13 protein-coding genes and 1 other RNA gene are annotated in these 25,715 nt (G+C 39.3%); 11 read left to right on the forward strand and 3 right to left on the reverse strand.

Annotated features, from left to right (window positions below):
- The first annotated feature begins 39 nt into the window (after window positions 1-39).
- The 11 genes from CDG79_RS12230 to queF all read left to right on the forward strand — a co-directional run bounded on the left by CDG79_RS12230 (window position 40) and on the right by queF (window position 21,749).
- Complete coding sequence (locus tag CDG79_RS12230) at window positions 40-528, forward strand: response regulator (protein ID WP_094342379.1); 489 nt, start codon at window positions 40-42, stop codon at window positions 526-528.
- Window positions 529-1,104: 576 nt separating this feature from the next.
- Window positions 1,105-2,577, forward strand: coding sequence for an efflux RND transporter periplasmic adaptor subunit (locus tag CDG79_RS12235; RefSeq protein WP_094342380.1), 1,473 nt, complete (start codon window positions 1,105-1,107; stop codon window positions 2,575-2,577).
- A 10-nt stretch (window positions 2,578-2,587) separates the two neighbouring features.
- A complete protein-coding gene (locus CDG79_RS12240) occupies window positions 2,588-3,805 on the forward strand; it encodes an ABC transporter permease (protein WP_094342381.1) in 1,218 nt (405 codons plus the stop codon).
- Between the two features lie 969 nt (window positions 3,806-4,774).
- Entirely contained in the window at window positions 4,775-10,261 is a 5,487-nt protein-coding gene (locus CDG79_RS12245; protein ID WP_094342382.1) for a trifunctional serine/threonine-protein kinase/ATP-binding protein/sensor histidine kinase, read from the forward strand.
- A 6-nt stretch (window positions 10,262-10,267) separates the two neighbouring features.
- Window positions 10,268-18,241: a non-ribosomal peptide synthetase gene (locus CDG79_RS43635; protein WP_094342383.1), complete on the forward strand. Its 7,974-nt coding sequence runs from the start codon at window positions 10,268-10,270 to the stop codon at window positions 18,239-18,241.
- A 541-nt stretch (window positions 18,242-18,782) separates the two neighbouring features.
- Window positions 18,783-19,685 carry a phytanoyl-CoA dioxygenase family protein gene (locus CDG79_RS12255; RefSeq protein WP_094342384.1) on the forward strand — a complete coding sequence of 301 codons (903 nt, stop codon included), beginning with the start codon at window positions 18,783-18,785 and terminating at the stop codon, window positions 19,683-19,685.
- A 210-nt stretch (window positions 19,686-19,895) separates the two neighbouring features.
- A complete protein-coding gene (locus CDG79_RS12260; protein WP_094330740.1) occupies window positions 19,896-20,162 on the forward strand; it encodes a YciI family protein in 267 nt (88 codons plus the stop codon).
- Window positions 20,163-20,199: 37 nt separating this feature from the next.
- Window positions 20,200-20,296: signal recognition particle sRNA small type (gene ffs, locus CDG79_RS12265), an RNA gene on the forward strand.
- Window positions 20,297-20,321: 25 nt separating this feature from the next.
- Window positions 20,322-20,708, forward strand: a complete 387-nt coding sequence (locus CDG79_RS12270) for a phasin family protein (protein ID WP_094342385.1) — start codon at window positions 20,322-20,324, stop codon at window positions 20,706-20,708.
- Window positions 20,709-20,865: 157 nt separating this feature from the next.
- On the forward strand, window positions 20,866-21,264 hold the full coding sequence (locus CDG79_RS12275) for a hypothetical protein (protein ID WP_094330725.1): 399 nt from the start codon (window positions 20,866-20,868) through the stop codon (window positions 21,262-21,264).
- A 65-nt stretch (window positions 21,265-21,329) separates the two neighbouring features.
- A complete protein-coding gene (queF, locus tag CDG79_RS12280; protein WP_094330724.1) occupies window positions 21,330-21,749 on the forward strand; it encodes a preQ(1) synthase in 420 nt (139 codons plus the stop codon).
- A gap of 245 nt (window positions 21,750-21,994) precedes the next feature.
- Here the strand turns inward: queF and pstS are convergent, their stop codons facing one another.
- The 3 genes from pstS to CDG79_RS12295 all read right to left on the reverse strand — a co-directional run bounded on the left by pstS (window position 21,995) and on the right by CDG79_RS12295 (window position 25,514).
- Window positions 21,995-23,089, reverse strand: coding sequence for a phosphate ABC transporter substrate-binding protein PstS (pstS, locus tag CDG79_RS12285; protein ID WP_094342386.1), 1,095 nt, complete (start codon window positions 23,087-23,089; stop codon window positions 21,995-21,997).
- Between the two features lie 257 nt (window positions 23,090-23,346).
- On the reverse strand, window positions 23,347-24,744 hold the full coding sequence (locus tag CDG79_RS12290; protein ID WP_094342387.1) for a cytochrome c biogenesis protein: 1,398 nt from the start codon (window positions 24,742-24,744) through the stop codon (window positions 23,347-23,349).
- A gap of 29 nt (window positions 24,745-24,773) precedes the next feature.
- Window positions 24,774-25,514 (reverse strand): cytochrome c biogenesis protein CcdA, encoded by a 741-nt coding sequence (locus CDG79_RS12295; RefSeq protein ID WP_094342388.1) that lies wholly within the window; start codon window positions 25,512-25,514, stop codon window positions 24,774-24,776.
- Between the last annotated feature and the right edge of the window lie 201 nt (window positions 25,515-25,715).

Here is a 25,715-nt window from a genome sequence, read left to right on the forward strand (position 1 = left end):
GGTTGCTTTGCACTGAAAGTCCTAATTGCAGGTCTTGTTATGAATTTAATCAATGGCTTTTGCTTGACAGATGGGATACTCGAAGGTGTACAAGTACTCGTTGTAGAGAACGATCGCGATAGTAGGGATTTGTACGCCATTCTTCTTCAAGGTCTAAGCGCAAATGTGATTACTGCTGGTTCAGTAAAAGAAGCTTTAGAAATCTTAAGTTGGTTCAGACCCAGCATCGTCGTTTGTGAAATCAGGTTCTTAGGTGAAAGTATTTATACATTACTAAACAAATTGACTGCGATGGAAGCAGACAATGGAAATCATATCCCAATCATTGTGACTTCAACATCTACCACAGGTACTCACGATCAAATTCCAGATGTAGAGTTTGAAGAATATTTACTTAAACCATTCGACCTTGACAAATTTGTTTCCATGATTAGGAATCAAGTACAGAAAAATGTAGCGGAAAATTTTTGCACTGATTTAGTAGTTTTACATCCAGTAGAGATTTTTCCCTTGTCCTATAAAAGTTAGCTTAGTGCTGCAAGCAGATCCCCCCAACAACCCTTAAAAAGTGGTTCGCTACAGGCGGGGGGATCTGCTCGTATGGGGAGCAAATCAAACTATGTTACGCACTAGTACCGCAAGGCGGAATTCAAAATTCAAAATTCAAAATTCAAAATGAATACAGCGTAAGCCTTTCGTTGATTTGAAATGGTAGCTTTATTTACGCCGTGGTGTACTAGTGGACTTCCAGAAAATAAATTATCCAATTTCATTCCTTCAAAACGAGTTTACCTCCCCCTGCTCCCTGCTCCCTGCTCCCTGCTCCCCTGCTCCCCTGCTCCCCTGCTCCCCTGTTTACACAGCGATTGATTATTTTTTTATTTGGAAGTCCCTAGTGGCTAAAGTCACCCGTTCAGGTGAAGACATACACAAATACTAATGCCTAGTATGAAGGAATATTAAGCAAGTATGAAGCTTAATTATGCGTCTAGTTGTTAGTTTAGTAATAAAAATTTAATCCCAAAGTACCAACTCCGTATTCTGCACTTGTCCTTTAACTAAAAGGTACTACTACCCAACAATATTTACAGGCTTCTATATAATATGGCTACTCACATAGAAATTCCAGTTATTGGCAAAGTTAAGTATCCATTACGCTGGCTAATTGGGGTGATAGCAGGCGGTGCTTTGGTTGTGGGTACTGTGACAACTTACACCCTGGTGAATCAAGGGACAAACAAAGAAGATATTGCTCAGTTAACTGTGCCTGTGGCAGCGCAAAACGTTACTTTGCTGATTACAGCTAGTGGTAAAGTCGTGCCGGTTCAGAGCGTAAATATTAGTCCGAAGAACCCCGGAGTTTTATCGCAATTATATGTCGAACAAGGCGATCGCATTCAACAAGGGCAAATCCTCGCCCGCATGGATAGTGCGAGTATTGAGGCTCAAAGGAGTCAGTACCGAGCTAACTTAGCCCAAAGTCAAGCACAATTAGCCGAAGCCCTTGCTGGTAGTCGTCCTCAAGAAATCGCTCAAGCAAAGGCGCGGTTAGCACAAGCTCAAGCCCAGCTAGCCGCAGCTAAGGCTGGTAATCGTCCCCAAGAGATTGCCCAATCTCAATCCCAAGTGGATGCGGCTCAAGCCAAGGCGAACTATACCAGCGAACAGGTAAAGCGTTACCAATACTTATACCAAGAGGGAGCAGAGAAAAAACAATTACTCGATCAAGCTATCAGCGAAGACAAAAGTGCTAAAGCCAGTTTAGAAGAAATAAAAAAACGATTGTCGTTAGTTCAAAGTGGCACTCGAACTGAGGAAATCGACCAACGTCAAGCTGCTGTGAATGAAGCACGGGCGGCATTGACCTTGTTACAAGATGGCACTCGTTCTGAGGAAATTGTTCAGCGCCAAGCGGCTGTTGCCAGCGCTGAAGCTCAATTGAAGGGAGTGCAAGTGCAGTTGGAAGATACAATTATTCGCGCTCCCCTTTCGGGAATTGTCACGCAAAAGTATGCCGAACCAGGGGCCTTTGTGACACCGACAACTTCTGCTTCTACGAGTGCGTCGGCAACTTCCAGTTCAATTGTCGCTGTAGCACGCGGTTTAGAAGTATTAGCTCAAGTTCCCGAAGCTGATATTGGCAGAATTAAACAAAGGCAGCAGGTGGAAATTGTCGCTGATGCCTATCCCGATCGCATTTTTAAAGGTCATGTGCGCCTGATTGCTCCAGAAGCAGTGGTGGAACAAGGTGTGACATCATTTCAGGTGCGGGTTGCTCTTGATACTGGCATAGATAAACTGCGTTCTGGCTTAAATGTGGATCTGACTTTTTTAGGCGATCGCGTTAATAATGCCTTAGTGTTACCAACGGTGTCAATTGTCACCGAAAAGGGCAAAACTGGCGTACTTGTACCAGATGCAAAGAATAAACCCCAGTTCCGCGAAATTACCGTTGGGGCACAAATCAAAAACCAAACTCAAATTTTAGAGGGAGTTAAAGAAGGCGATCGCATTTTTGTTAATCCACCCAAAGACTACAAAATCGAAAAGGCCAAAGAAAAACAGAATAATTCGTAATTATTAAGACATGAATTTTTTAGAAAGTGTCCAAATGGCGGGGAAAACCCTGTTATCAAATAAGCTGCGTAGCGCCCTCACTATGTTGGGTATAGTTATTGGCAATGCCTCAGTAATTGCCATGATTGGTATTGGCGAAGGTGGGCAAAAATACGTTAATAAACAGTTGGAGTCATTAGGGCCAAATGTGCTATTTGTACTGCCAGGTAATCGAGAAACTCAGAGGATCTCCTTTGAAGTACCAAAAACTCTGGTGTTACAAGATGCGGAAGCGATCGCCTCTCAAGTCCCAACAGTAGTGGGAGTTGCGCCAGAGTTAAATACTAGACAGGTAGTTATATTCCGCAACCGAAACACCGATGTCAACATCATTGGCACAACTCCCAGCTTTCTATCGGTGCGGGATTTTGAAACTGCTAAAGGCAGGTTTTTCTCTGAGGTAGACATCAAGCGAAACAATCAAGTCGTTGTGCTAGGTGGAGATTTGGCAGAAAAACTATTCGGTAATAGTAATGCGATCGGTCAGCAATTGCGAGTCGGAAATACCAGCTTTCAAGTGATTGGAACGTTAACAGCCAAAGGTTCCAGCGTCGGAGCAGATTATGATAATGCTGCTTTAATACCAATCACCACCTCGGCAAACCGACTTGTAGGAAAGAATTCTCCCTATGGTATTTCTTTAGATTATCTCGTTGCTGCCGCTCGTGATTCCGAGAGCGTGGATGCAGCAGAGTTTCAAATTACTAATTTGCTGCGCCTACGGCACAAAATTAATGGTGAAGATGACTTTACTCTTCGCTCTCAAAAGGATGCTTTGCAAACTGTTGGTCAAATTACAGGTGCATTGACAATAATGCTAGCTGCGATCGCAGGTATATCCCTGTTTGTTGGCGGCATTGGGATTATGAATATTATGCTAGTCTCCGTTACCGAACGCACCCAAGAAATCGGATTGCGAAAAGCGATCGGCGCAACTGAGCAAGATATTTTGCTCCAGTTTATCATTGAGGCGGTGATAGTTTCCGCAGCTGGCGGATTAGTTGGCACTGCGGTTGGGATCAGTGGCATTCTATTAGTGGGAGCTTTGACTCCTTTAGAAGCGAGTCTTTCTCCTGTAGCGATTACTATGGCAGTTGGTGTTTCTGGGGGTATTGGTTTATTCTTTGGCGTTGTTCCTGCACGTCGCGCGGCTAAACTCGACCCCATTGTAGCTTTGAGAAGTGCTTAGTAATGGCGATCGTTTATTCTTCCTGACTCGATTGAGTCAGGGAGATATTCCCTAGGTAATTCAATAAATCACTTTGACTAAAGAAATCCAACATAGATTAAACCTGCTTATGTTTTAATTATTTGCGAAAGTAAACAAGTTAAAATAATCGACTTCAGTCTTGCATCTTTATTGCCTTACTACAAGCTAATCATTCTGGAAAGATAAATTGTGATTAGCTTATATATCTTAATAATAACTAAGTCAATATCCAATCAGAATAGCATTTGTAGCGGTAGCTAATACAGTTGTAGAGATAAATCAAAAACTCGCTCCACCTGTCAAATTGTGTCCTTCGCTGAATACATCAATAATTGCCGAAGGAGTTCACTAAAATAGTTATTGCGGCAATTACATACCTGCCAGTTAAACAGACCTAAGAATAATAGTAGATTAGCGGGTTACAATGCAGCTTTAGTAGTAGTAGCATGGAAAAAATGTATGTTATTCGTTGCTACTGACCTGTAATAAAATGCCCTGCCGTTGATGAAAGCCTCCTATACCGTAAGCGCCAAAAATACAGTTGTATACCTAAAATATTTTTGCTCCGTTGAGTCGGGATGGTTTTGGCGGTTTCTACGCCAATGCAGTCTTGGGCTTGGCTTTTAGCTCCCAAGACCGCATAGGCTCTTTATGAGGGCGGAAAGCCTGCGGCGAGCAACTCTTAGAACAACTCAAAGAAACAGTATATTTTTTTATCTATCCTACTCCATTGCGTTTAGTTATGCTCAGGATTGAGCTTAAATGAGAATAATATTGGGTAAGTAGGTAGGCACAAATAAACCTAACTATGTAACAAAATGTAAAAAGCTCAAAACCTTTGTGATTGCTTCACTTTGCTGCACTCCGTTCGCAATGACATAGTTATAAATTTTCCCGCCTACCTACTTAGTTAATCGTCTCCTAATAAGTATTTTAAAATCATAACCAATGCTTACTAATTCCAGATACAAAATTATAGAAAAGATTTCAGATGGTCTAGATACTGTAGTTTATCGAGCGCTGGAATTTGCAAATGAAAGAATGGTTATCCTAAAAATTCTTAAACATGAATATTATAATCTTGAATATGTAACAGAGTTTAAACACGAGTATGACATTTCTAAATCATTAAACTTACCAGGGGTTATTAAGGTTTATGGATTAGAGAATTATCAAAATAGTATTGCTTTAGTTTTGGAGGATATCGGAGGGCAAAATCTTAAACAATTTATTGATAGTAGTAGATTGAATATAATAGATTGTTTAAAACTAGCTGTTCAGCTTATAGATATTATTATAGATTTGCACGATAGACATATTATTCATAAAGATATTAAACCACAAAATATCATTATTAACCCCAAGTCAAAGCAGGTAAAAATTAGTGACTTCAGTATTGCATCACGCTTATCAAAAGAAAATGTAATGCTCAGTAATCCTAATTTACTTAAAGGAACACTGGCTTATATGTCTCCAGAGCAAACAGGTCGGATGAATAGGTCGATTGACTATCGCACAGACTTTTACTCTTTGGGCATAACTTTTTATGAAATGCTGACTTCTCAGTTGCCATTTAATTGTAACGATCCCTTAGAAATAGTTCACTCTCACATTGCAAAACAGCCTCTACCTCCTCATCATATCAACTCAGAAATTCCAGAGGCAGTATCTAATATAGTAATGAAACTATTATTGAAAACTCCTGAAGAAAGATATCAAAGTGGTTTAGGGCTAAAAGCAGATATAGAATTTTGTTTAAAACAATTATTAAATAATCGAAAAAACGAAAATTTTATTCCTGGCAAATTAGATAAATTTAGCCAGTTTACCATACCTCAAAAACTCTATGGACGCGAGGAAGAAGTAACATCTCTATTGTCAGCTTTTGAGCGAGTGAGCATTGGAAGAAGTGAGATGATACTAGTTTCAGGCTATGCAGGTATTGGTAAATCTTGTTTAGTTAATGAAATTCATAAACCTATCCTCCAAAAAAGGGGATATTTTATTTCTGGTAAATTCGATCAGTTTAAGCGCAATATTCCTTATGCGGCTCTAATTGAATCATTTCAAGAGTTGACCCAACAGCTATTAACAGAGAGCTACGAAAAAATAGTTATTTGGAAACAGCAGCTTTCAGCAGCATTTGGTGAAAATGGTCAAGTTATTATTGATGTTATTCCTGACATTGAAAAAATTGTAGGTCAACAGTCACCTGTAGCACAATTAGGTACAACTGAATCACAAAATCGCTTCAATCGAGTATTTCAAAACTTTATTCAGGTATTTGCTCAGAAAGAACATCCTCTTGTTGTATTTTTCGATGATTTACAATGGGCAGATATAGCCTCTCTCAAACTGATTGAGATGCTGATGGGTGATGATAGCCAATATTTTTTGATGATTGGAGCCTATCGAGATAATGAAGTCATCTCAACTCATTATTTTAATCAAAGCTTAAATGAAATTCAAAAGTCAGGAGCAATTATAAGTAATATTATATTACAGCCTTTAAATATTAGTAATGTTTCTAATTTAATATTTGATACCCTTCATAGCACAACAGAAAAAACAAAAATACTAGCTGAATTTATTTTTAATAAAACTCAGGGTAATCCTTTTTTCTTAACTCAGCTACTGCAAACGATGTACCAAGAGAAACTATTAAATTTTGATTTTAATAGTGGGGTATGGGAATGGGAAATTAACCAAATTAAAACTATTAGCTTTACAGATTACGATCCTTTAGAATTAATTGCTAGAAATATTAAAAAATTACCTCACAAGACACAGAAAATATTAAAATTAGCTGCTTGTATTGGCAATCGTTTTAATATAAATATTCTAGCTATTGTCAATGAAAAGTCTCAGCTAGAAACCGCATCGGAATTATGGGAAGCACTTCAAGCAAGCCTAATTCTGCCACTGAGTGATAACTATAAAGCTCCATTGCTTTTTGACGAAAACACATCTATACCCTTAAAATTTCAGGAATTAAAAGTTTCATATAAATTTTTGCACGATCGCGTCCAGCAAGCAGCTTATTCCCTGATTCCAGAATCGCAAAGAAAACAAACCCACCTGAAAATTGGGCAATTATTACTAGAATCACTTCAAACAAAAGAAATTGAAGAGAATATTTTTGATATTGTTAATCACCTCAATCTGGGGACTGAATTTATCCACGAGCAATCTCAAAAAGATCGGGTAGCTAAATTAAATTTGATAACTAGCCAAAAAGCAAAAGCATCATCAGCATACGAAGCGGCTCTTAGTTATTCAACAGTCGGTCTAGAATTACTGACACCATCAAGTTGGGAAAGTAATTACGACCTGATGCTAGCACTTCATCTAGAAAGCGTAGAATTAGAGTATTTAAATACTAATTTTAACCGAGCAGCCATTCTCACTGAAACTATTCTAGATAAAGCTAGCAATCTGCTCGATCGAGTCAAGGCTTATCAATTACAAGTCCAGTTTTATATGGCTCAAAATCAGATGCTTAAAGCCATTGATACTGGACTAGAAGCGATCGCAAAATTGGGTATATCTCTATCACCAGCACCAAATCAGCAAAGCACTGTAGCTAATTTACCTCAGCTTCAAGATTTAGAAAATTTTCCAGTTGTAAAAGACCCTTATATACTGGCGGCTTTAAAAATGCTTGTTACTGTTGGTGGTGCTGCTTTTATTACTGACACAACAGGTACAACTTTTCCCCAGATAATCTTGACTGTTGTCAATCTCTGCATTGAACACGGTCATTCAGCTTTGGCTGCTGCTGGATATTCTTGTTATGGCATGGTGTTGTGTAGCTATCTAGAAAATATTGATGCTGGATATCACTCTGGTCAAATAGCTTGGCAGATATTAGAGCAGTTTCAAGCCAAGGAACTCAAAAGTAAAGTATATGCGCCATTTTATGGTTTCACTTTTCATTGGAAAGAGCATATTAGGGAAAGCATTACTCCTTTACAGGAGGGGATTCAGAGCGCGTTGGAAATTGGAGATATAGAATATGTTGGCTATTGCTCTATCCACTATTGCGGCCATATATTTTTTACAGGAGAACAACTCGAATCAGTAGATCAACAGCAATTATCATATATTGATTTACTACAAAAATTTAAACTAGATTTTCCGATAAACTACATTAAAATTTGGCATCAATTGACATTGAATTTGCAAGGAAAGTCACAAGAAAAATATCATTTAATTGGCGATAGTTTTAATGAAGTAGCAATGCTACCATATCTACAAGCTACTAATAATGTTACTTCTTTATTTGCTGTTTATGTTGCTAAATTGATTCTCCTTTACTTATTTAAAGATTATAGTCAAGCAATTGATAACGCCAAATTAGCTTCGGGATATATAAGTAGCGTGATGGGGATGGTGACAGTTAGCATCCACAACTTTTATTATTCTTTAGCTATGCTTAGGTTATATCTCAATGTTGAACCTAACACTCAACAAGAATATATAAATGCCATCAATTCCAATCAAGAAAAAATGCGGATATGGGCTCGTCATGCTCCTGCTAATTATCAGCATAAATATAATTTAGTGGAAGCAGAAAAAGCCCGGATTTTAGGGCAAACCTTTATAGCTATGGAGTATTATGAGCTAGCTATTCAAGGAGCAAAAGAACAGGGATATTTTCAAGAAGAAGCACTAGCCAACGAGTTAACAGCAGAATTTTACTTTTCCCGTGGTAGAGATCAGCAGGCGAGCTTCTACCTGAGAGAATCTTATCATGCTTATGTACGTTGGGGAGCTATTGCAAAAGTAAGTGATTTAGAGTCAAAATATCCTGATTATTGCCCATTAATAGTAAATCAGGAATCATCTAGTTGGAAGGCTAACTTAGTAACTACTTCAAGCAAAATAAACAATTTAGCATCTTTTGATTTGTCTACAGTTTTTAAAGCTTCGCAAGCTATTTCTAGTGAAATTATGCTAGATGATTTGCTAGCCAAGTTAATGAAAATTGTGATGGAAAATGCTGGAGCACAAACCAGTTGCTTGCTTTTAGAGAAAAACGGTCAAATGGTAATAGAAGCATCCGTGGGAGTTAATAAGAATAAGATACTTTTGGAAACTTCTATGCCTCTAGAAAACAGTCTATATGTACCAATATCTATACTAAATTATGTTATTAGAACTAAAGAAAGTGTCATTATTGGTGATGCTAGCAGTGAAGGAAGATTTGTTAACGATTCTTATATTATTAAAAATAAATGTAAGTCAATTTTATGTACACCAATAATTCATCAAAGTAAACTCATTGGGATTTTGTATTTAGAAAATAATCTGACAACCAATGCATTTACTACTGAACGGTTAGAAGTTTTAAAAATTCTTGCCTCTCAAGCAGCTATTTCTATTGAGAATGCCAAGCTGTATTCTAATCTATCTAAACTAAATGATAATTTGCAAGAGGCTAAACAGGACTTAGAGATTTATAGCAAAGCTCTGGAGCTAAAGGTTGAAGAGAGAACACAGGAATTACATGATAAGAATTTCCGTTTAGAAGAACAAGCACAACGCTTAGAACTTACACTAAAACAACTACAAACTACACAATTGCAGATAATTCAAAGAGAAAAAATGTCTGCTTTGGGTCAACTAGTTGCTGGTATAGCTCATGAGATTAATAACCCAATTAATTTTATTTATGGCAATATTTCTCATGCTAGTGAATACATTGAAGATATATTATATCTAATTAAAATGTATCAGCAAGGAGCGCCGAATATGACTCCTCAAATGCTGGCTGAACAAGAGGATATAGATTTGGAGTTTTTGCTTCAAGACTTACCTAAATTACTATCTTCAATGAAGGTTGGAGCCGATCGCATCCGTCAGATAGTTCTAAGCTTACGTAACTTCTCCCGTTTGGATGAAGCAGAAATGAAGCAAGTTAATATCCATGAAGGTATTGACAGTACTTTGTTAATCTTGCAGCATCGACTCAAAACGGAATCATTAAAATCTAAGATTCAAATTATTAAAAGCTATGGCTCTTTACCATTAGTAAATTGTTATCCAAGTCAGCTTAATCAAGTATTTATGAATTTATTAGCTAATGCTGTTGATGCTTTAGAAGAATATAAATCTCAGTCTTCATTGGAGGAAACTGAACTTAATTTAAGTTATATCAAAATAACTACTGAATTATTAGATAATAACCTAGTAGCTATTCGCATTGCTGACAACGGCTCTGGTATGACATCAGATGTACTTTCTCAGATTTTTAATCCTTTCTTTACTACCAAACCTATTGGAAAAGGTACGGGATTAGGATTATCTATTAGCTACACAATTATTGTGGAAAAGCATGACGGTAAAATAAGTTGCCAGTCAGTATTAGGGGAAGGAACTGAATTCTTAATTGAACTACCAATCTATCAAACTAATTCTAAATTACTCAATTAATTGATTATGATTAATAATTATCAAGCTACAGATGTTTCTTCTATCTCAATTTCAGAAGTTTTGATTTCTCTGGTAACAGGAACTATACTAAATGAGCTTTTTGAGCCTTCAAGTATTGGAAAAATATCACGACTAACAACTACACAAAGAGATTTATATCTGGATAATATACTTTATCCTGATAGTAATGTATTTACTTTAGGGATGTCGGTCAAGCTATCACAAAATGTAGACAGATTTGTTTGGGAACAGGCAATAAAAATAGTATGTCAAAAAGATGATGTTACTAAAACTAGATTTGTTTTTTATAAAGGCGAAATCTTTCAATTTGTAGATAAAAAAACTGATGTCAATTTTGAATTTATCGATCCCAATAATCATCATTTTAAGAGTTTAGAGGAAGTTATCGAAGAAAAAATTAAAAATAAGTTAGATTTGCAAAAAAATAATTTATTTAAAAATATTTTAGTCAAAGATCGACAAGGTAACTATACTGCTATTTTAGGTGCGCCTCATATCCTTTTTGATGGATATTCTGGGAAAATTTTCTTTGAAAGGGTAGGAAAAGTCTACCAAGCTTTAAAAACAGGCAATAATCCTCAAATATTTGAAGGTAATTCTTTTCATGATTTTATTGATGATTATGTTATCCGATTTGATCCGCCAGATATTCAGCAGTACTGGTTAAAAACTTTAAGTAATGTTATTCCTATTACACCTTATACAACAATAGAGAGAAAAAATAGAGCTAACTCAAGAAAAATACAAATTGCTGGAGATGAATTAGGACAAATTAGAAAATATTGCCAATTAATTAATTGTAGTCTTTCGACATTTTTTAGAGCTATTTATGGCATTTATTTGAGTAAATATTTACAAACACCAGCAGATTTTGTATTTTACGATATTATTGGTAAAAGAGATGAGCCGTTACTGAATGTTCTAGGTTGTATTTACCAAGTAGTTCCTGTTGTTGTACCCCAAAAGAGTATAGATAAAAGCTCAAATATTATAAATTATATTTCTTGGATCAAGAATTATCGAAAAAATCTAGATCGGTTACAAAACATTTCTGTTCTATTCCAAAGAAATTATTTAAAAGACGAACAATTGAAGTTTTTTTATAATTTCTATAATTTTAGTATTATTGACATACTTACAAACGAAGAAGCTTCTAAATTAATTATACATAATTCATTTGCAGAAAATGAAATACATCTTATTGTTAATGACTTGAATGATAATTTAGAAATAGAGCTATTTTACAATGAGAAATATTTTGTTTATCTAAACTCTTTAGAAAGATTACTATTTATAGCTAATCAAGTTAGTCAAGGAGTCGAGTATTTTGAGCAACTGAATATATTACTAGAAAATGAGCGTCAAGAATTAGTAGAAACTTGGAATGATACCAGTACAGATTACGCATTAGATAAATGCGTTCATCAATTATTTGAAGCACAGGTAGAGCGATCGCCAGAGTCCATAGCATTAGTCTTTAAAGAGGCGCAAAAGCACGAACAATCTTCACTCACCTACCAAGAGCTAAATCAACGGGCAAATCAGCTAGCGCATTATCTGCAATCGCTAGGGATGAAACCAGATATGCCGATAGGAATCTGTGTAGAGAGAACGCTGGAGATGGCGATCGCAGTTTTGGCAGTTCTCAAAACTGGTTGTGCTTACGTACCAATAGATCCAGCCTATCCCCAGGAGCGTTTAGCTTTTATGCTTGAGGATACTCAAGTATCAGTATTGCTCACTCAACAACAACTATTAGCAGAACTTCCTGAACATAATTCACAGGCTATCTGTCTAGATACTGACTGGCACAAGATTAGCCAATACAGTCATAAAAATCCTGATAGTGAAGTCACAGCCGAAAATTTAGCTTATGTCATCTACACTTCTGGTTCTACAGGCAAACCAAAAGGTATCTGTTTAGCTCACCGTCCTTTAGTGAATTTACTGGAATGGCATCTGAACTCACTATTAACAGGTGTACGTACCCTGCAATTTGCTTCTTTAAGCTTCGATGCTAGCTTTCATGAAATGTTTGCTGCTTGGTGTTCGGGAGGGACTTTGTTTCTGATCTCAGAAAACCTGCGGCGGGACACTACAGCCTTAGCTGATTTTATTCACAACCAAGAGATTGAAAAAGTTATCTTGCCTGTTGTTGTATTAAAACAAATGGCAGAACTAGCAATATCTCAGTTGGAATTATTTACTAGCTTAAAAGAAGTTACCACCACAGGTGAGCAACTGCAAATCACCCCAGCCATTGTCAAATTATTCAAATCGCTGCCACACTGCTCATTTCACAATCACTACGGGCCATCAGAAACCCATGTAGTAACGGCTTTGACATTAGATAAAAATCCTGATTTCTGGCCAACTTATCCCTCAATAGGTCGTGCGATCGCTAACACCCAACTTTACTTACTTGATGCAGACTTAAAGCCAGTTCCTATCGGTGTTGCAGGAGAATTATACATTGGTGGCGATAGTTTAGCTAGAGGTTATCTCAATCGACCCGATCTGACTGCCGAACGTTTTATTTCCAATCCTTATGCAAAATCGGATCGCTTGTATAAAACAGGTGATTTAGCTTGCTATTTACCGGACGGGAATATTGAATACCTTGGTCGGATTGACCAGCAGGTGAAGATTCGTGGCTTCCGCATTGAGTTAGGGGAAATCGAAGCAATGCTGTTACAGCATCCTGACGTGCGCGAAGCCGCAGTCATGGCGCGGGAGGATGTACCAGGGGACAAGCGCCTAGTTGGTTATATTGTTTCCAACCTAATTCCAGAGCGAGTACCTTATCAAAGTGTTTGTCGAGTGGAAACTGATGACAACCAGATAGTAGAACTACAAACAGAGGATATTTCCAATGGCGGTGTTTGTTTGGCAGGGGTGTCATTTAGTTGGACAACAGGTAAGCGCGTCCGTCTTTGCCTACGCTTGCCAGTGACATCGGAAGAACTATGGTTAAATGGCAGCGTTGCTTGGAGTCAGGGTAAACGCGCTGGTATTAACTTGGTTCTAACTCCCACTGAAAAAGTCCTGTTTCACCAAAGCATAGAGCATATCTTAGAAACCCAACATCTATGGAAAATTTTGCAGCGCACAATCAGTGGCAATCTCCGTAAATTTCTTAAGGAGAAGCTGCCAGATTACATGGTGCCTTCCAGTTTTGCGATGTTAAATAAATTGCCACTAACACCAAATGGCAAATTAGATCGTCGGGCATTACCAGCACCCGATCGCACCGGACGGAATCTGGAGCAAGATTTTGTTTCACCTCGTACCCCTGTTGAAGAAGTACTAGCAAAAATTTGGCTGCAAGTTTTGAGATTGGAGCAGATCGGTGTCCACGATAACTTTTTTGAGATTGGGGGACACTCACTGCTAGCCACTCAGGTAATTTCTCGGATTCGGGATACCTATCAGTTAGATTTGCCATTACGGCAGTTATTTGATGCACCTACTGTTGCCACGTTGGCGGAAAGTATGGAGTCACAACTCAAGGAAAATTTAGAATGCCACACTCAAGCAATTGTACCTGTAACGCGTAACCAAAACTTGCCCCTTTCCTTTGCCCAGCAACGATTATGGTTTCTGGAACAGTTTTTACCTAACAATCCCTTATACAACCTACCGCAAACTTTTCACTTGGTTGGTCAGCTAAATCTGAATGCCTTAGAACAGAGCATTAACGAAATTATTCGCCGCCATGAAGTTTTACGCACCACTTTTTCTTTTTTAAATGGGCAGCCAGTACAAATTATTGCTCCTACCCTAACAGTACCTTTGCATCTAGTAGATTTAAGATCGCTGTCTGGCTCGGAAAAAGACACAGAAATTCAGCGATTAACGATCGCAGAGTGCCAACGACCCTTTAACCTCGATCGCGGGCCGTTAATACGAACTACCCTGTTGCAGTTAGGTGCAGAAGAATATGTACTACTTTTGAACATTCACCATATTGTTTTTGATGGTTGGTCTGTCGGGACATTTTTCCGAGAACTGAGACTGCTATATCAAGCCTTCGCCAACGGTCAACCTTCTCCCCTAACTGAGCAAACGATTCAGTATGCAGACTTTGCTCTTTGGCAACGGCAATGGTTACAAGGAAAAGTATTATCAGAGCAACTAGACTATTGGAAGCAGCAGTTAGCCAATCTACCCATTTTACAGTTACCAAGCGATCGCCCCCGACCAGCAAGCCAAACTTATCGTGGGACGCGCCAACCTTTAGCACTCTCGAAATCTCTCAGCGAGACACTAACTCGCTTTAGCCAAGAGGAGGGAGTGACTTTATTTATGACACTCTTAGCAGCGTTCCAGACATTGCTATTCCGTTACACGAGTAGCGAAGATATCCAAGTTGGTTCCATAATTGCTAACCGTCACTATCAGGAAATTGAGGATTTAATTGGATTCTTTGTTAACACCTTAGTACTACGCAGTGATTTTTCAGACTCTCCCACTTTCCGCCAGTTGCTCAAGCAAGTGCGAGAAGTGACCTTAGAAGCTTATGCTCATCAAGACCTGCCCTTTGAAAAACTAGTAGAGGAACTAGAACCAGAACGGGATTTGAGCCGCCATCCCCTGTTCCAAATCGGCTTTGCTCTGCAAAATGTCCCCATACCAGTTATAGAACTTTCTGGTTTGATCGTTAACCATCGTTTAGAACACAATGGCACAGCCAAGTTCGATCTGTTTCTAGAACTATTTGAGACACCAGATGGGATTAGTGGTTGGTTTGAGTACAGCACCGATTTATTTGACGCAGCTACCATCTCTCGGATCGGAGGACATTTTCAGACTTTAGTGGCAGGTATTGTTGCTCATCCCGATCGGAAAGTTGCAGATTTACCCTTATTAACAGCTACTGAGCGCCAACAATTATTGGTGGGATGGAATCAAACTCAAGCAGATTACCCGGAACAAAGTTGCATTCACCAACTCTTTGAAGCGCAAGTAGAGCGTGACCCTGACTCTGTAGCAGCAATTTTTGCAGAACAACAAATAACTTATCACGACTTGAATGCCAGAGCCAATCAATTGGCGCGTTATTTACAAACTTTAGGTGTACAGTCAGATGTATTGGTAGGGATTTGTGTAGAGCGATCGCTAGAAACGATCGTAGCTTTATTAGCGATTCTCAAAGCTGGTGGAGCTTATGTACCTCTAGATACCGCCTATCCACAGCAGCGTTTATCCTTAATGCTGACAGATTCTCAAGTAACAGTGCTATTAACCCAGCAATGTTTGTTGGAGCAGCTTCCCGAACATCAAGCTACTATTGTCTGTCTAGATAGAGACTGGGGGGATATTGCTACCCAAGCCCAAGATAACCTGGATATTAATATCCATCCTGACAATTTAGCTTATGTCATCTACACCTCCGGTTCTACTGGTAAACCAAAAGGTGTAGCGATGCCGCACCGTCCCTTAGTCAACTTAATTTCTTGGCAATCGCAAACTTCTACAGTTGGCTTTGGCAGCAAAACACTGCAATATACACCGATTAGCTTTGATGTTTCCTTCCAAGAAATCTTTGCCACCCTGACTATAGGCGGGACATTGGTATTGATTTCGGAATCAATGCGTCGTGAACCCACACATCTGCTGCAATTTCTGAATCAAGTAGGGATTGAGCGATTGTTCCTACCCTATGTCGCTTTGCAACAATTAGCCGAAATAGCAAGGATAGAAGGCATAATACCCTGGAGTTTACGCGAAGTGATTACGGCTGGGGAACAGTTACGCATTACAGATGCGATCGCACATTTATTTCACCAATTGCCTAACTGCACTCTCCACAACCACTATGGGCCATCTGAAACTCATGTTGTAACTGCTTTTACCCTCGCCAATTCACCCATAAATTGGTCAGTTTTGCCACCCATTGGACGACCCATTGCTAACAGTCAAATTTATCTATTAGACTCTCAGTTACAACCTGTTCCTGTAGGTGTACCTGGAGAACTTTACATTGGCGGTATTGGTATAGCACGTGGTTATCTCAACCGCTTCGATCTTACAGATGCTCGGTTTATTCCCAACCCCTTTAATAATTCAAAATTATATAAAACAGGGGATTTGGCACGTTATCTACCAGATGGCAATATCGAGTATCTCAGTCGTATCGATCGTCAAGTGAAGATTCGCGGCTTCCGAATCGAGTTAGGAGAAATTGAAGCTTTACTAGCACAACATCCCTCCGTCAAGACAAGTGTTCTCATAGATCGGGAAGATGTACCTGGACAAAAGCATTTAGTAGCTTATGTGGTGCAAAACCAACAATATGAGAATGACAGCCAACTGACATTAGAACTCCGCCACTTTCTCAAACAAAAGCTACCAGAATATATGATACCTACAGCTTTTGTTTGGTTAGAGAAGTTGCCACTAACACCCAGTGGCAAACTAGATCGGCGAGCATTACCTGCTCCCGATCGATCCAGACCAATTCTTGAAGTTGCATTAATTACACCTCGGACTATTACTGAGCAAAAAATGGTCGGTATCTGGATTAAGATACTTGGCATTGATCGGGTGGGTATTCAAGATAACTTCTTTGAACTTGGCGGTAATTCTCTATTAGCAGCACAGTTAATGATATATGTGCGAGAAACTTTTCAAGTACAGATGCCTGTAAGATGTATTTTTGAGCAGCAGACTATAGAAGGACTGTGCCAGATAGTTGAGAAATTACATCACGGAGGAAATGCTGCTCTCAATGCTGTTATTAGTTTCAAAGCTGAAGCCGTACTCGATCCAAACATCTATCCCCAAGGAGTGCTTGTTAAGGACATCAGTCAGCCAAAGCATATTTTCTTAACAGGTGCTACGGGCTTTCTGGGTGCTTTCTTACTACATGAATTGTTGCAGCAAACTGAAGCTAAGATATATTGCCTTGTGCGTGCTAATAACGAAAGTGAAGGTTTTAGAAGGTTACAGAAAAACCTAGAAAAATATTTAATCTGGGACGCAAGCCAAAGCTCAAGAATTATTGCCATCCCAGGAAATTTAGATCGGCCTCGTCTAGGACTGTCTTTAGAGCAATTTGGGAGGCTAGCAGAGCAGATTGATGTCATTTATCACAGTGGTGCTGAAGTCGGCTTTGCTAAACCATATTCTCTAATGAAGGCGGCAAATGTTTTAGGCACTCAAGAAGTTCTGAGATTGGCATGTCATGCTCAACTCAAGCCAGTACATTACATCTCAACAATTGCCGTTTTTAGCACAATTGCTTGTTTTAATGGGTTGAATGTCATTTATGAGGACGATGATATCGATCCTAGTGAAACTTATCTTTATCAAGACATTGGTTATATCCAAAGTAAATGGGTAGCTGAAAAACTTGTTTGGATTGCTAAATCAAGAGGTATCCCTGTAACAGTCATTAGATCGGGATTTTTAATGGGTCATTCAGATACTGGCGTAACTAATACAGATGATTACATGTCTAGATTGATCGAGGGTTGTATACAAGTAGGTAGTTTTCCAGATTTAGTCAATCAAAAACAAGATTTAATTACTGTTGATTATGCCAGTAAAACTATTGTTCAAATATCTAAGAATAAGCAATCTCTGGGTAAAGCATTTCATTTAGTTCCTTTAGCATCGCAAAATATCGATTTAACTAGATTATTTGAGTTGATATCAGCTTGTGGATATCCAGTTAAAAAAGTACCTTATCCTCAATGGACAGATGAGTTGATCGATCAAGCTCGAACCTCTCAGGAAAATTCTTTGTTTCCTCTTATCCCGATGTTAACTGAACAAGTGCATCAAGGGCTGACTGCATGGCAACTATATCAAAATACCCCTGATTTAGATTGTCGCAATACACTAGAGGCAATTGCTGATATTTCCCTTTCCTGTCCATCAATGGATACTGAATTACTCAGTAAATATTTAGCTTATTTTCTAAGTAATAGATTTTTGAATATAAAGAGTATATAGCGAATCCTTAAGCAACTGAGGTACAGCTTAACCTCACCCCGATCGAACCGTGCTTTATCGTAAAAAAAAGGGTTTAAGACCCCTACTTCTACAGGTAGCCCCAATTTAAGTCGGGGTTTAAATCCCCGTCTTAAATTGTCTTTAATTTTTAATTTTTAATTTTTAATTGTTAACTCCCCTCTCCTTAGTAAGGAGATGGATTGAGAGTGAGGTTTTGAGATGTACCTAACCAGACTAAAAAAATTTATATATAGCAGTCATAAATAATTTATTAACAATAAGCTTGCTGACTTATATCAAATAATTCGAGGCTCTTAGCTTTACGATATTCACAAACTCAGTAGGAGTGCTATAGCAGATAAATTTACTAAATAGTTCCGCTATATTCTACTGGAATATACTTAAATCAATCATAAAAAATCTCCAATACTTTGAGTAGTTTAACTCATTAATAAAGTCTTAGATTTTTAAGTATTTTTTGCAATGACTCTATGCTTTCAAAGGTTTAGATTTTAATTATTCATAGATACAAGGTTTTAGTATGTATTTAACAGAAGAGCAATTATTAATCTATAAAACTCAAGGATTTATTTTATTACCAGAATACTTTTCTCGTGCCGAAGTTGCAATTATGAAAGCAGAATTATCCACTTTGTCTGTGGAGAATTCACCCAAAAAAATCCTTGAAAAAGATGGTAAGACTGTGCGTTCGCTTCATGGCTCCCATACTAATAATGATGTTTTTAATTCTCTAACACGTCATCCATTTATCGTTGAACCAGCTATGCAAATAGTTGGGAGTCAAGTATATATATACCAGTTCAAAATCAATCTTAAAGCAGCATTTAGTGGCGACCTTTGGAAATGGCATCAAGACTATATTTATTGGCGTAAGGAAGATGGGATGCCAAGACCACAAGTAGTCAATGCTATGTGCTTATTAGATGATATGAATGAATTTAATGGGCCGCTATTTATTATTCCTGGTTCACATAAAGAAGAGATGATCGATGTTTTGGAGCATAATCCTATAGGAGAAACCACAACTTCTCATAATTCTGGTGAGAGTCCTACATGGATATCGAGCTTTAGTGTTAATTTAAAGTATTCTTTGAACCAGAAAACAATTACTAGTTTAGTATCAAAGTATGGAATTACTTCTGTAAAAGCTGCGGCAGGTTCAGTTCTATTTTTTGATAGTAATATTGTTCATGCTTCAACAAATAATATCTCACCTTTTGGGCGTTCTACTGTGATTATTACTTATAACAGTATTGAGAATATTCCTTTACCGGTTATAAATCCTCGACCAGATTTTCTTGTTGGTCAAAATTATCAAGCAGTTACCCCTCTAGCATCTGATGCGTTATCTCAGAAGAACAGCGAACTCCATACTCAAGATAAACTAGATCGTCGTAATCTTCATCCACTGCCACATCAGTAATAGTGGTTGGTTTTGGGAGCTTGTTTTGAAGCAAGGGTTAGTTCACCTACCGACGGTACTTGTCGCCAAATCAGGGTTAATACCGCAGCCACCATCAGTGTCAGGTTGAGAATTCGCGTAGTTTACCGCCGCAGGCATCACAATCCCAAGCTACTCAAAAACAGTCATAACTAAAGCAGAATGTCTACTGCAAATGGAGTTAAGAAGCTAATGCCGTGGTTTGTCAAAATTGAAGAAGGCAAAGTCGATAAACCTACCTTTGACCAATATGTACCTGCCCACAAAGCCTACATTCAAGACTTGATTGCGAAAGGACACAAAGCGCGAACAGGCTACTGGGCAGAGCAAAGAGGCGGGATGTTGTTGTTTGAGGCAGCCTCAAAGGAGGAAGCAGAAGCAATTGTAGCTGATGACCCGTTGGTAAAACACGGCTGCGTCAACTATCAGCTTTACGAATGGCGAATTGTTTTGGAATAACACACACTTACTGATTTTTCATGTTATGCTTTTAGAAGACCTGGATCTATGCGATCGCAACACCCAAATCTTGTCAGAACCGGAAGGTAGCAGCAACACGGGAGGCTTGTGGTAGGCGTAGTCTCCGGGTCGCCCTATTTTTAGGAGCGGTCAGCAACAATGGCTGGTTTTGGAGATATTGTTCAAAAAGCTTTTTACCTCGGTGTTGGATTAGCTTCTTACGCAGGTGAGAAAGCAGGGGGAAAATTAGCCCAAGTGCGATCGCAAGTCCAAAAACTGGCAGATGAAATGGTGGCAAAGGGCGAAATGAACACAGAAGAAGCCCGCCGCTTCGTTGAAGAAATGATGAAGCAAGCCCAACAAGCCCAGCCATCTGGTGAAACCTCCGAGAAAACACCCCCTTCTGAACCTCGCCGGATTGAAATTTTAGAGGAAGATGAAGAACCAACGGTGAAAGAGGGATCGAGCGATCAGAATGTGGATAAATTGCGCCAAGAAGTTCTAGACCTGCAAAACGAGTTAAAACGATTGCAACGCGATCAATAAAAATTATTCTTTGATCGAGATCATCAGTAATAAGTGGCACTTTTAGATGGCACTTTATATAGAAACTTGATAAGATACATTGCCTAGTGTGTATTCTAGTGCTTTAAGCCAGATAACACAAATCGTCCTGTTTATAGCCTGCAAAGGTGTCAAGTTTATGGAACAGTGGCAAAAAGATTTAGCAGAAATCGTTGAAACAGTGGCTGATGAAGTAGAGCGTTTCTTCCTGGGAATGAGTGAAATGGTAGACGCTTTTTTTGAGCTAACGGAAGAAATCACTGAGCAAGTCCCTAACATTGTTACTGAAGTCGATCAGTATTTACAAGATTTAGCTGAACCAATGTTGGAGGCTTACTGGGAATTGGAAGACATGGTAGCAGATGTAGATCCAGGTTTTCCTTATTCAGTTGAACCTACAGCCGAAAAAAATCCTGCCTGTATCGGTTGTACTCACTATCACGGTCAAGTTTATAGTGGTAATTTGTTAGTTTGTGCTATGCATCCCCACGGTTGTGAAGATGAGAATTGTCCAGATTGGGAGAAGGAAGAGTATTGAAAGAGAGTTAGGAAGCTACAAAATTCCTAAAAGGACGTAAAAATAAGTAAAATAACCAATGACAAATGACAACTGATAAATTCTCTGAAAGTGTATCCCAGGCAAGCCAAGAAATGAAGTATGGCGAACGCGATATTGCGGAAGGTAAACTAATTACCTTTCCTAATCCGCGTGTGGGGAGGCGATATGACATTAACATTACTTTGCCGGAATTTACTTGTAAATGTCCGTTTTCCGGCTATCCTGACTTTGCGACAATTTACCTTACATATATACCTGATGAACGGGTAGTGGAATTGAAGGCGCTTAAGCTTTACATTAACAGTTACCGCGATCGCTATATTTCTCACGAAGAATCTGCCAATCAAATTTTGGATGATTTTGTGGCTGCTTGTGACCCCTTAGAAGCCACTGTGAAAGCAGATTTTACACCTCGTGGCAATGTACATACTGTGGTTGAAGTGCGGCATCATAAGTACCCATAATGAAAACTTGGGTTTGTAGTGAGGACTAAAGTCCTCACTACGAAGGTTTTTTACTCAGGTTGATTAACCAGACACGATCTAATTTCTCATTCTCAAATAATGCGATCGCTTACCCTAAACTAAAAACTAAGTAAGTTGGTAGAAATAAGCCAAATTACGTTAAAAAACGTAAACAGCATTAAAGCCCTGACAAAGGACAAATGACAGCCGTCGCCAGTTAGCTTTAATTGCGTCAACCGACTTAGTTATTCTGCAATTTTATTTGCAGCAGATTGCACTTGAAGCACAACTTTTTTAGACAAAGGAATATATCCGAGTTCCAAACTGGATTTTTGCCCCTCAATCAAAGCCCAATCAATAAATTTTTTTAGCGCTTTACCTTTGACTCGGTTTGGATACTGCTGATAAGTCAAAAGCCAGCTGTAAGTGACGATGGGATAAGCCTGGGAACCTGTAGGATCGTTGATAAAAGCAATCAAGTTATCGGCGGGTAATTTCACTGACTCCAAGGTTTGAGCTACAGATTCTGGTGTCGGCGTAATATAATTACCAAATTTATTTTCCAAAGCAGCCATAGGGAGTTTATTTTGTTTGGCGTAAATGTATTCTACATAGCCAATAGCTCCTGGTATCTGTTGAATTAAGGCGGTAACACCTTCGTTACCCTTTCCACCAATTCCCACTGGCCATGCTACAGCTTTACCAGCTGCAACCTGGCTTTTCCATTCTAGACTTATAGTACTAAGATGTTGCGTCAATACACTTGTAGTCCCACTACCATCAGTACGGTGTACAACCTGAATCGGTAGATTAGGCAAATTTACCCCTGGATTAGCTACAGCTATTCTCGGATTATTCCAATTCGTAATTTTTCCGAGAAAGATATCTACGTAAACTTGGCGTGATAGCTTTAAACCATTTGGTAGATTGACTTGAGGTGACTGGCGAGTGGGCGCGAGGTTGTAAGCCAGTACTATGGAACCAGCAGTCATGGGTAAAGCAATTACTCCCTTTTTTATCTTAGCTGCTTGTTCATTTGTAATTCCCACATCACTAGCTGCAAAGTCCACAGTCCCTTCAATGAGTTGTTGCACCCCAGCGCTGCTTCCTATAGCTTGATAGTTAATTTCCACATTGGGATTTTGCTGGTTGTAATCTGAAAGCCAGCGTTCGTACAAAGGTGCAGGAAAACTTGCTCCAGCACCAACCAGGGAAACATGCTTGATGCTTTTATTATCAGCAGTGCAAGAAGCAATACTCAACAAGATCGCGATCGCGGGTAGAAGGCAAACCCGTCGTTTAGATTGAAGTTGAGCAGATATATAAATCTTTAGTTCCAATGTTTAATAATTTTCCAATCTGTACCCGTGTGGGCATAAGGGATTTCCAAGTAAAAAAATATTCCGTCGCAGAGGGACAAGGGGGACAAGGAAGACAAGGGAGACAAGGAAGAAAGAAGTCTAGTTGAGTAGACAAATTGAATAATTTATTTTTTGGAGTTCCCTAATCATTTGTAAAACGAGGAAAATAACTTTGAAATCCATAGCAAAATTATCATGTATGTGCCCCTACCCTGCGGGAAGGGGAAGCAATACATTTAAACTTCAATCGCCGCCTCTTTCTCCTCAACTTTTGGTTGTGAACTCAGCCGATCTAAAATCTCTAAAACCTCTTGTTCAAAAGCAACTTGGGCGCGATTAGTTTTGCCACCCACATACAAGCGATCGCCTTTTTGCAATGCCCAGATTTGCGAATGAGAAAAGTAACTCATCACCACACCCAGCATTAGCAATCCAAACCCTGTGTAAACAATTGGTATGCCTGGATCGGCTTTAATTTGTAAGCCAGTGCTACCAATGACATCCAAAATTTTCAGCTTCACACCATTGACTTCGGTTGACATTCCGGCGCGGACAGTATCAACGAGTTTGCCAGTAGGATCGTAAATTAATACCATCCCTTGCAAGTCTTTAGCTAACAAAGAGACACCCTCACTCAAATCTGGTTTAGTCGGAACCCATGTTCCCCAAATCCGCCCTTGTCCCTTGGTGTTCAATAGCGCCATCGGTAGCTGAAAAATCGGGCTGTTGTTAAATTGGACGCGAACACCTGCGATTCCCCAATCGGTTTGATAGAAAGTTATGCCATGATAGCGCAGAGGCTCGTTGACAAAAATCTTCTTGCGATCGACTTCCTCTCCCTGCTTATTTAAGACAGACATATCGGAATAAAATTGATCGATGCCGCCAGATGGAGTGTAGTCAATCCAAAAACGATTTACCCGCACAGACCAATCTTTTGAGACTTGAGCGGCGATTGGGCCAGCATCTACAATATTTGTCACTTGAAATGTATCGCCACTAGCAACCATTTCTTGGGCGAGAAACCCAGTCATCGCCCCCCAAATTCCCCCTAGCAGAATAGCTACGATGCCAATATGAACGATAATTGGGCCGATGCGTCCGACTATTCCCTTGCGGGCGTAGAGGAGATTTTCTTTTTCTCGATCTGGAAAAATTTTATAGCGGCGTTTCTGTAATATTTCGCTGAGAGAATTCAGGGAACCATTATCTAGTTCGGCACTTAAAGCTAATTTTTGAAATTGCCGTGGTTCTTCGTAATATTTCCAGCGCTGGGCAGCTTTTAAGGCTGGTAACTGACGGGTAAATGAACAAGCAGTTAAACTCGTGCCAAATAAGATGAGTAATGCCAGAAACCACCAGGTACGATATACATGGTCTAACCCAACTACCTGAATTACCTTCCAAGTTAGGAAACCAAATAAAGCGGGATGTTCTGGGTAATTGCTTTGGTAAAATGCAGGTGACTGGCCTTGCTCAATTACAGTACCAGTGGAGCTAAAGATTGCAATCAATAGCAGGAGTGCGATCGCTAATCGTAAGTTAGTCAGTACGGGCAAAAGCTCCTGCCGTAAGAACTGCCCAGGTATTGCCCACCATTTTAATTCTTTGGACGCGGAATCTTCTATAGTCATTAGGTGTAAAATCTAACAAGGTATTGATATTAAAAACTGCTGAGGGGAATCCGAGAAATTAAGGAAAATACACCGAATCCTACCAACAGCGCCCCGCTAACTGGGTTAATCCAACCAGACCAGCGACGCAATTCTAGTAACTTTTTAATTGAAGCTGTAAAAGTCCCCGCCAAAATCAATGGTGCTACATAACCGGCTGTGTAAGAAAGTAGCAAAATAGCGCCTAAAATTAAGTCTTGTGTACTGGCAATCCAACTCAGCAAGCTAGCTAAAACAGGCGTGCTACAAGGAGATGCGACTAAGCCGAAAGTCAGCCCCAGCAAATAGGAACGCAATCCGGGCGGTAAATCTGGCGAAATCCAATTGGTTTCGCCCAAGGATGGAAATTGTAGAGGTAATGCTTCTAGTAAGTTCAGCCCCATCAGAATGGCGATAATGCTGACGATAATCGGCAAACCAATTCCCACTTGACCGTAGACTTTACCCACAAAAGCTGCTATAATTCCCATTCCTGCTAATGTAGTTGCTAATCCGAAAGCAAACCAAGTTGATTGGGCAGCTGCTTGGAGGCGGTTTTTAGCTTCATAACCGCCGATATAACCAATGGTAATTGGCAGCATAGAAAGCATACAGGGTGTAAGACTGGTGAGCAAGCCAGCTGCAAAGATGATACCAACGCTTACCACGCTCAGGTGTGTCAGTTGGTTAGAAACGAGGCTGTTGGCAAATTGTTCTAGTTGGTAAATTTGGGTTTGCAGGTTATCAAGCATGAGGGATTTATGAGCGGGAAATGCTTACTCTGCTTGAATTTTAGCTTATTTTTGGTTTGTGAGTCAGCGAAAAGCAAAAGGGGCAGGGCGCAGGGAAGAAGATCCTATAAATAAATTTAGTTTAGTTGCTCTGAAACCCTTAAAGCCAGGGTAATTCCAGAATATTTCTCTTCTCCCCCTGCTCCCCTGCTCCCCTGCTCC

This window comes from Nostoc sp. 'Peltigera membranacea cyanobiont' 232, from assembly GCF_002245985.1.
Taxonomy (GTDB): Bacteria; Cyanobacteriota; Cyanobacteriia; order Cyanobacteriales; family Nostocaceae; genus Nostoc.

What these genes read in the sequence shown, in the direction of transcription:
- CDG79_RS12230 (WP_094342379.1), top strand. Translation starts at nt 40, where the DNA reads ATGAATTTAATCAATGGCTTTTGCTTGACAGATGGGATACTCGAAGGT.
- CDG79_RS12235 (WP_094342380.1), top strand. Translation starts at nt 1,105, where the DNA reads ATGGCTACTCACATAGAAATTCCAGTTATTGGCAAAGTTAAGTATCCA.
- CDG79_RS12240 (WP_094342381.1), top strand. Translation starts at nt 2,588, where the DNA reads ATGAATTTTTTAGAAAGTGTCCAAATGGCGGGGAAAACCCTGTTATCA.
- CDG79_RS12245 (WP_094342382.1), top strand. Translation starts at nt 4,775, where the DNA reads ATGCTTACTAATTCCAGATACAAAATTATAGAAAAGATTTCAGATGGT.
- CDG79_RS43635 (WP_094342383.1), top strand. Translation starts at nt 10,268, where the DNA reads ATGATTAATAATTATCAAGCTACAGATGTTTCTTCTATCTCAATTTCA.
- CDG79_RS12255 (WP_094342384.1), top strand. Translation starts at nt 18,783, where the DNA reads ATGTATTTAACAGAAGAGCAATTATTAATCTATAAAACTCAAGGATTT.
- CDG79_RS12260 (WP_094330740.1), top strand. Translation starts at nt 19,896, where the DNA reads ATGCCGTGGTTTGTCAAAATTGAAGAAGGCAAAGTCGATAAACCTACC.
- CDG79_RS12270 (WP_094342385.1), top strand. Translation starts at nt 20,322, where the DNA reads ATGGCTGGTTTTGGAGATATTGTTCAAAAAGCTTTTTACCTCGGTGTT.
- CDG79_RS12275 (WP_094330725.1), top strand. Translation starts at nt 20,866, where the DNA reads ATGGAACAGTGGCAAAAAGATTTAGCAGAAATCGTTGAAACAGTGGCT.
- queF (WP_094330724.1), top strand. Translation starts at nt 21,330, where the DNA reads ATGACAACTGATAAATTCTCTGAAAGTGTATCCCAGGCAAGCCAAGAA.
- CDG79_RS12290 (WP_094342387.1), bottom strand. Translation starts at nt 24,744, where the DNA reads ATGACTATAGAAGATTCCGCGTCCAAAGAATTAAAATGGTGGGCAATA.
- CDG79_RS12295 (WP_094342388.1), bottom strand. Translation starts at nt 25,514, where the DNA reads ATGCTTGATAACCTGCAAACCCAAATTTACCAACTAGAACAATTTGCC.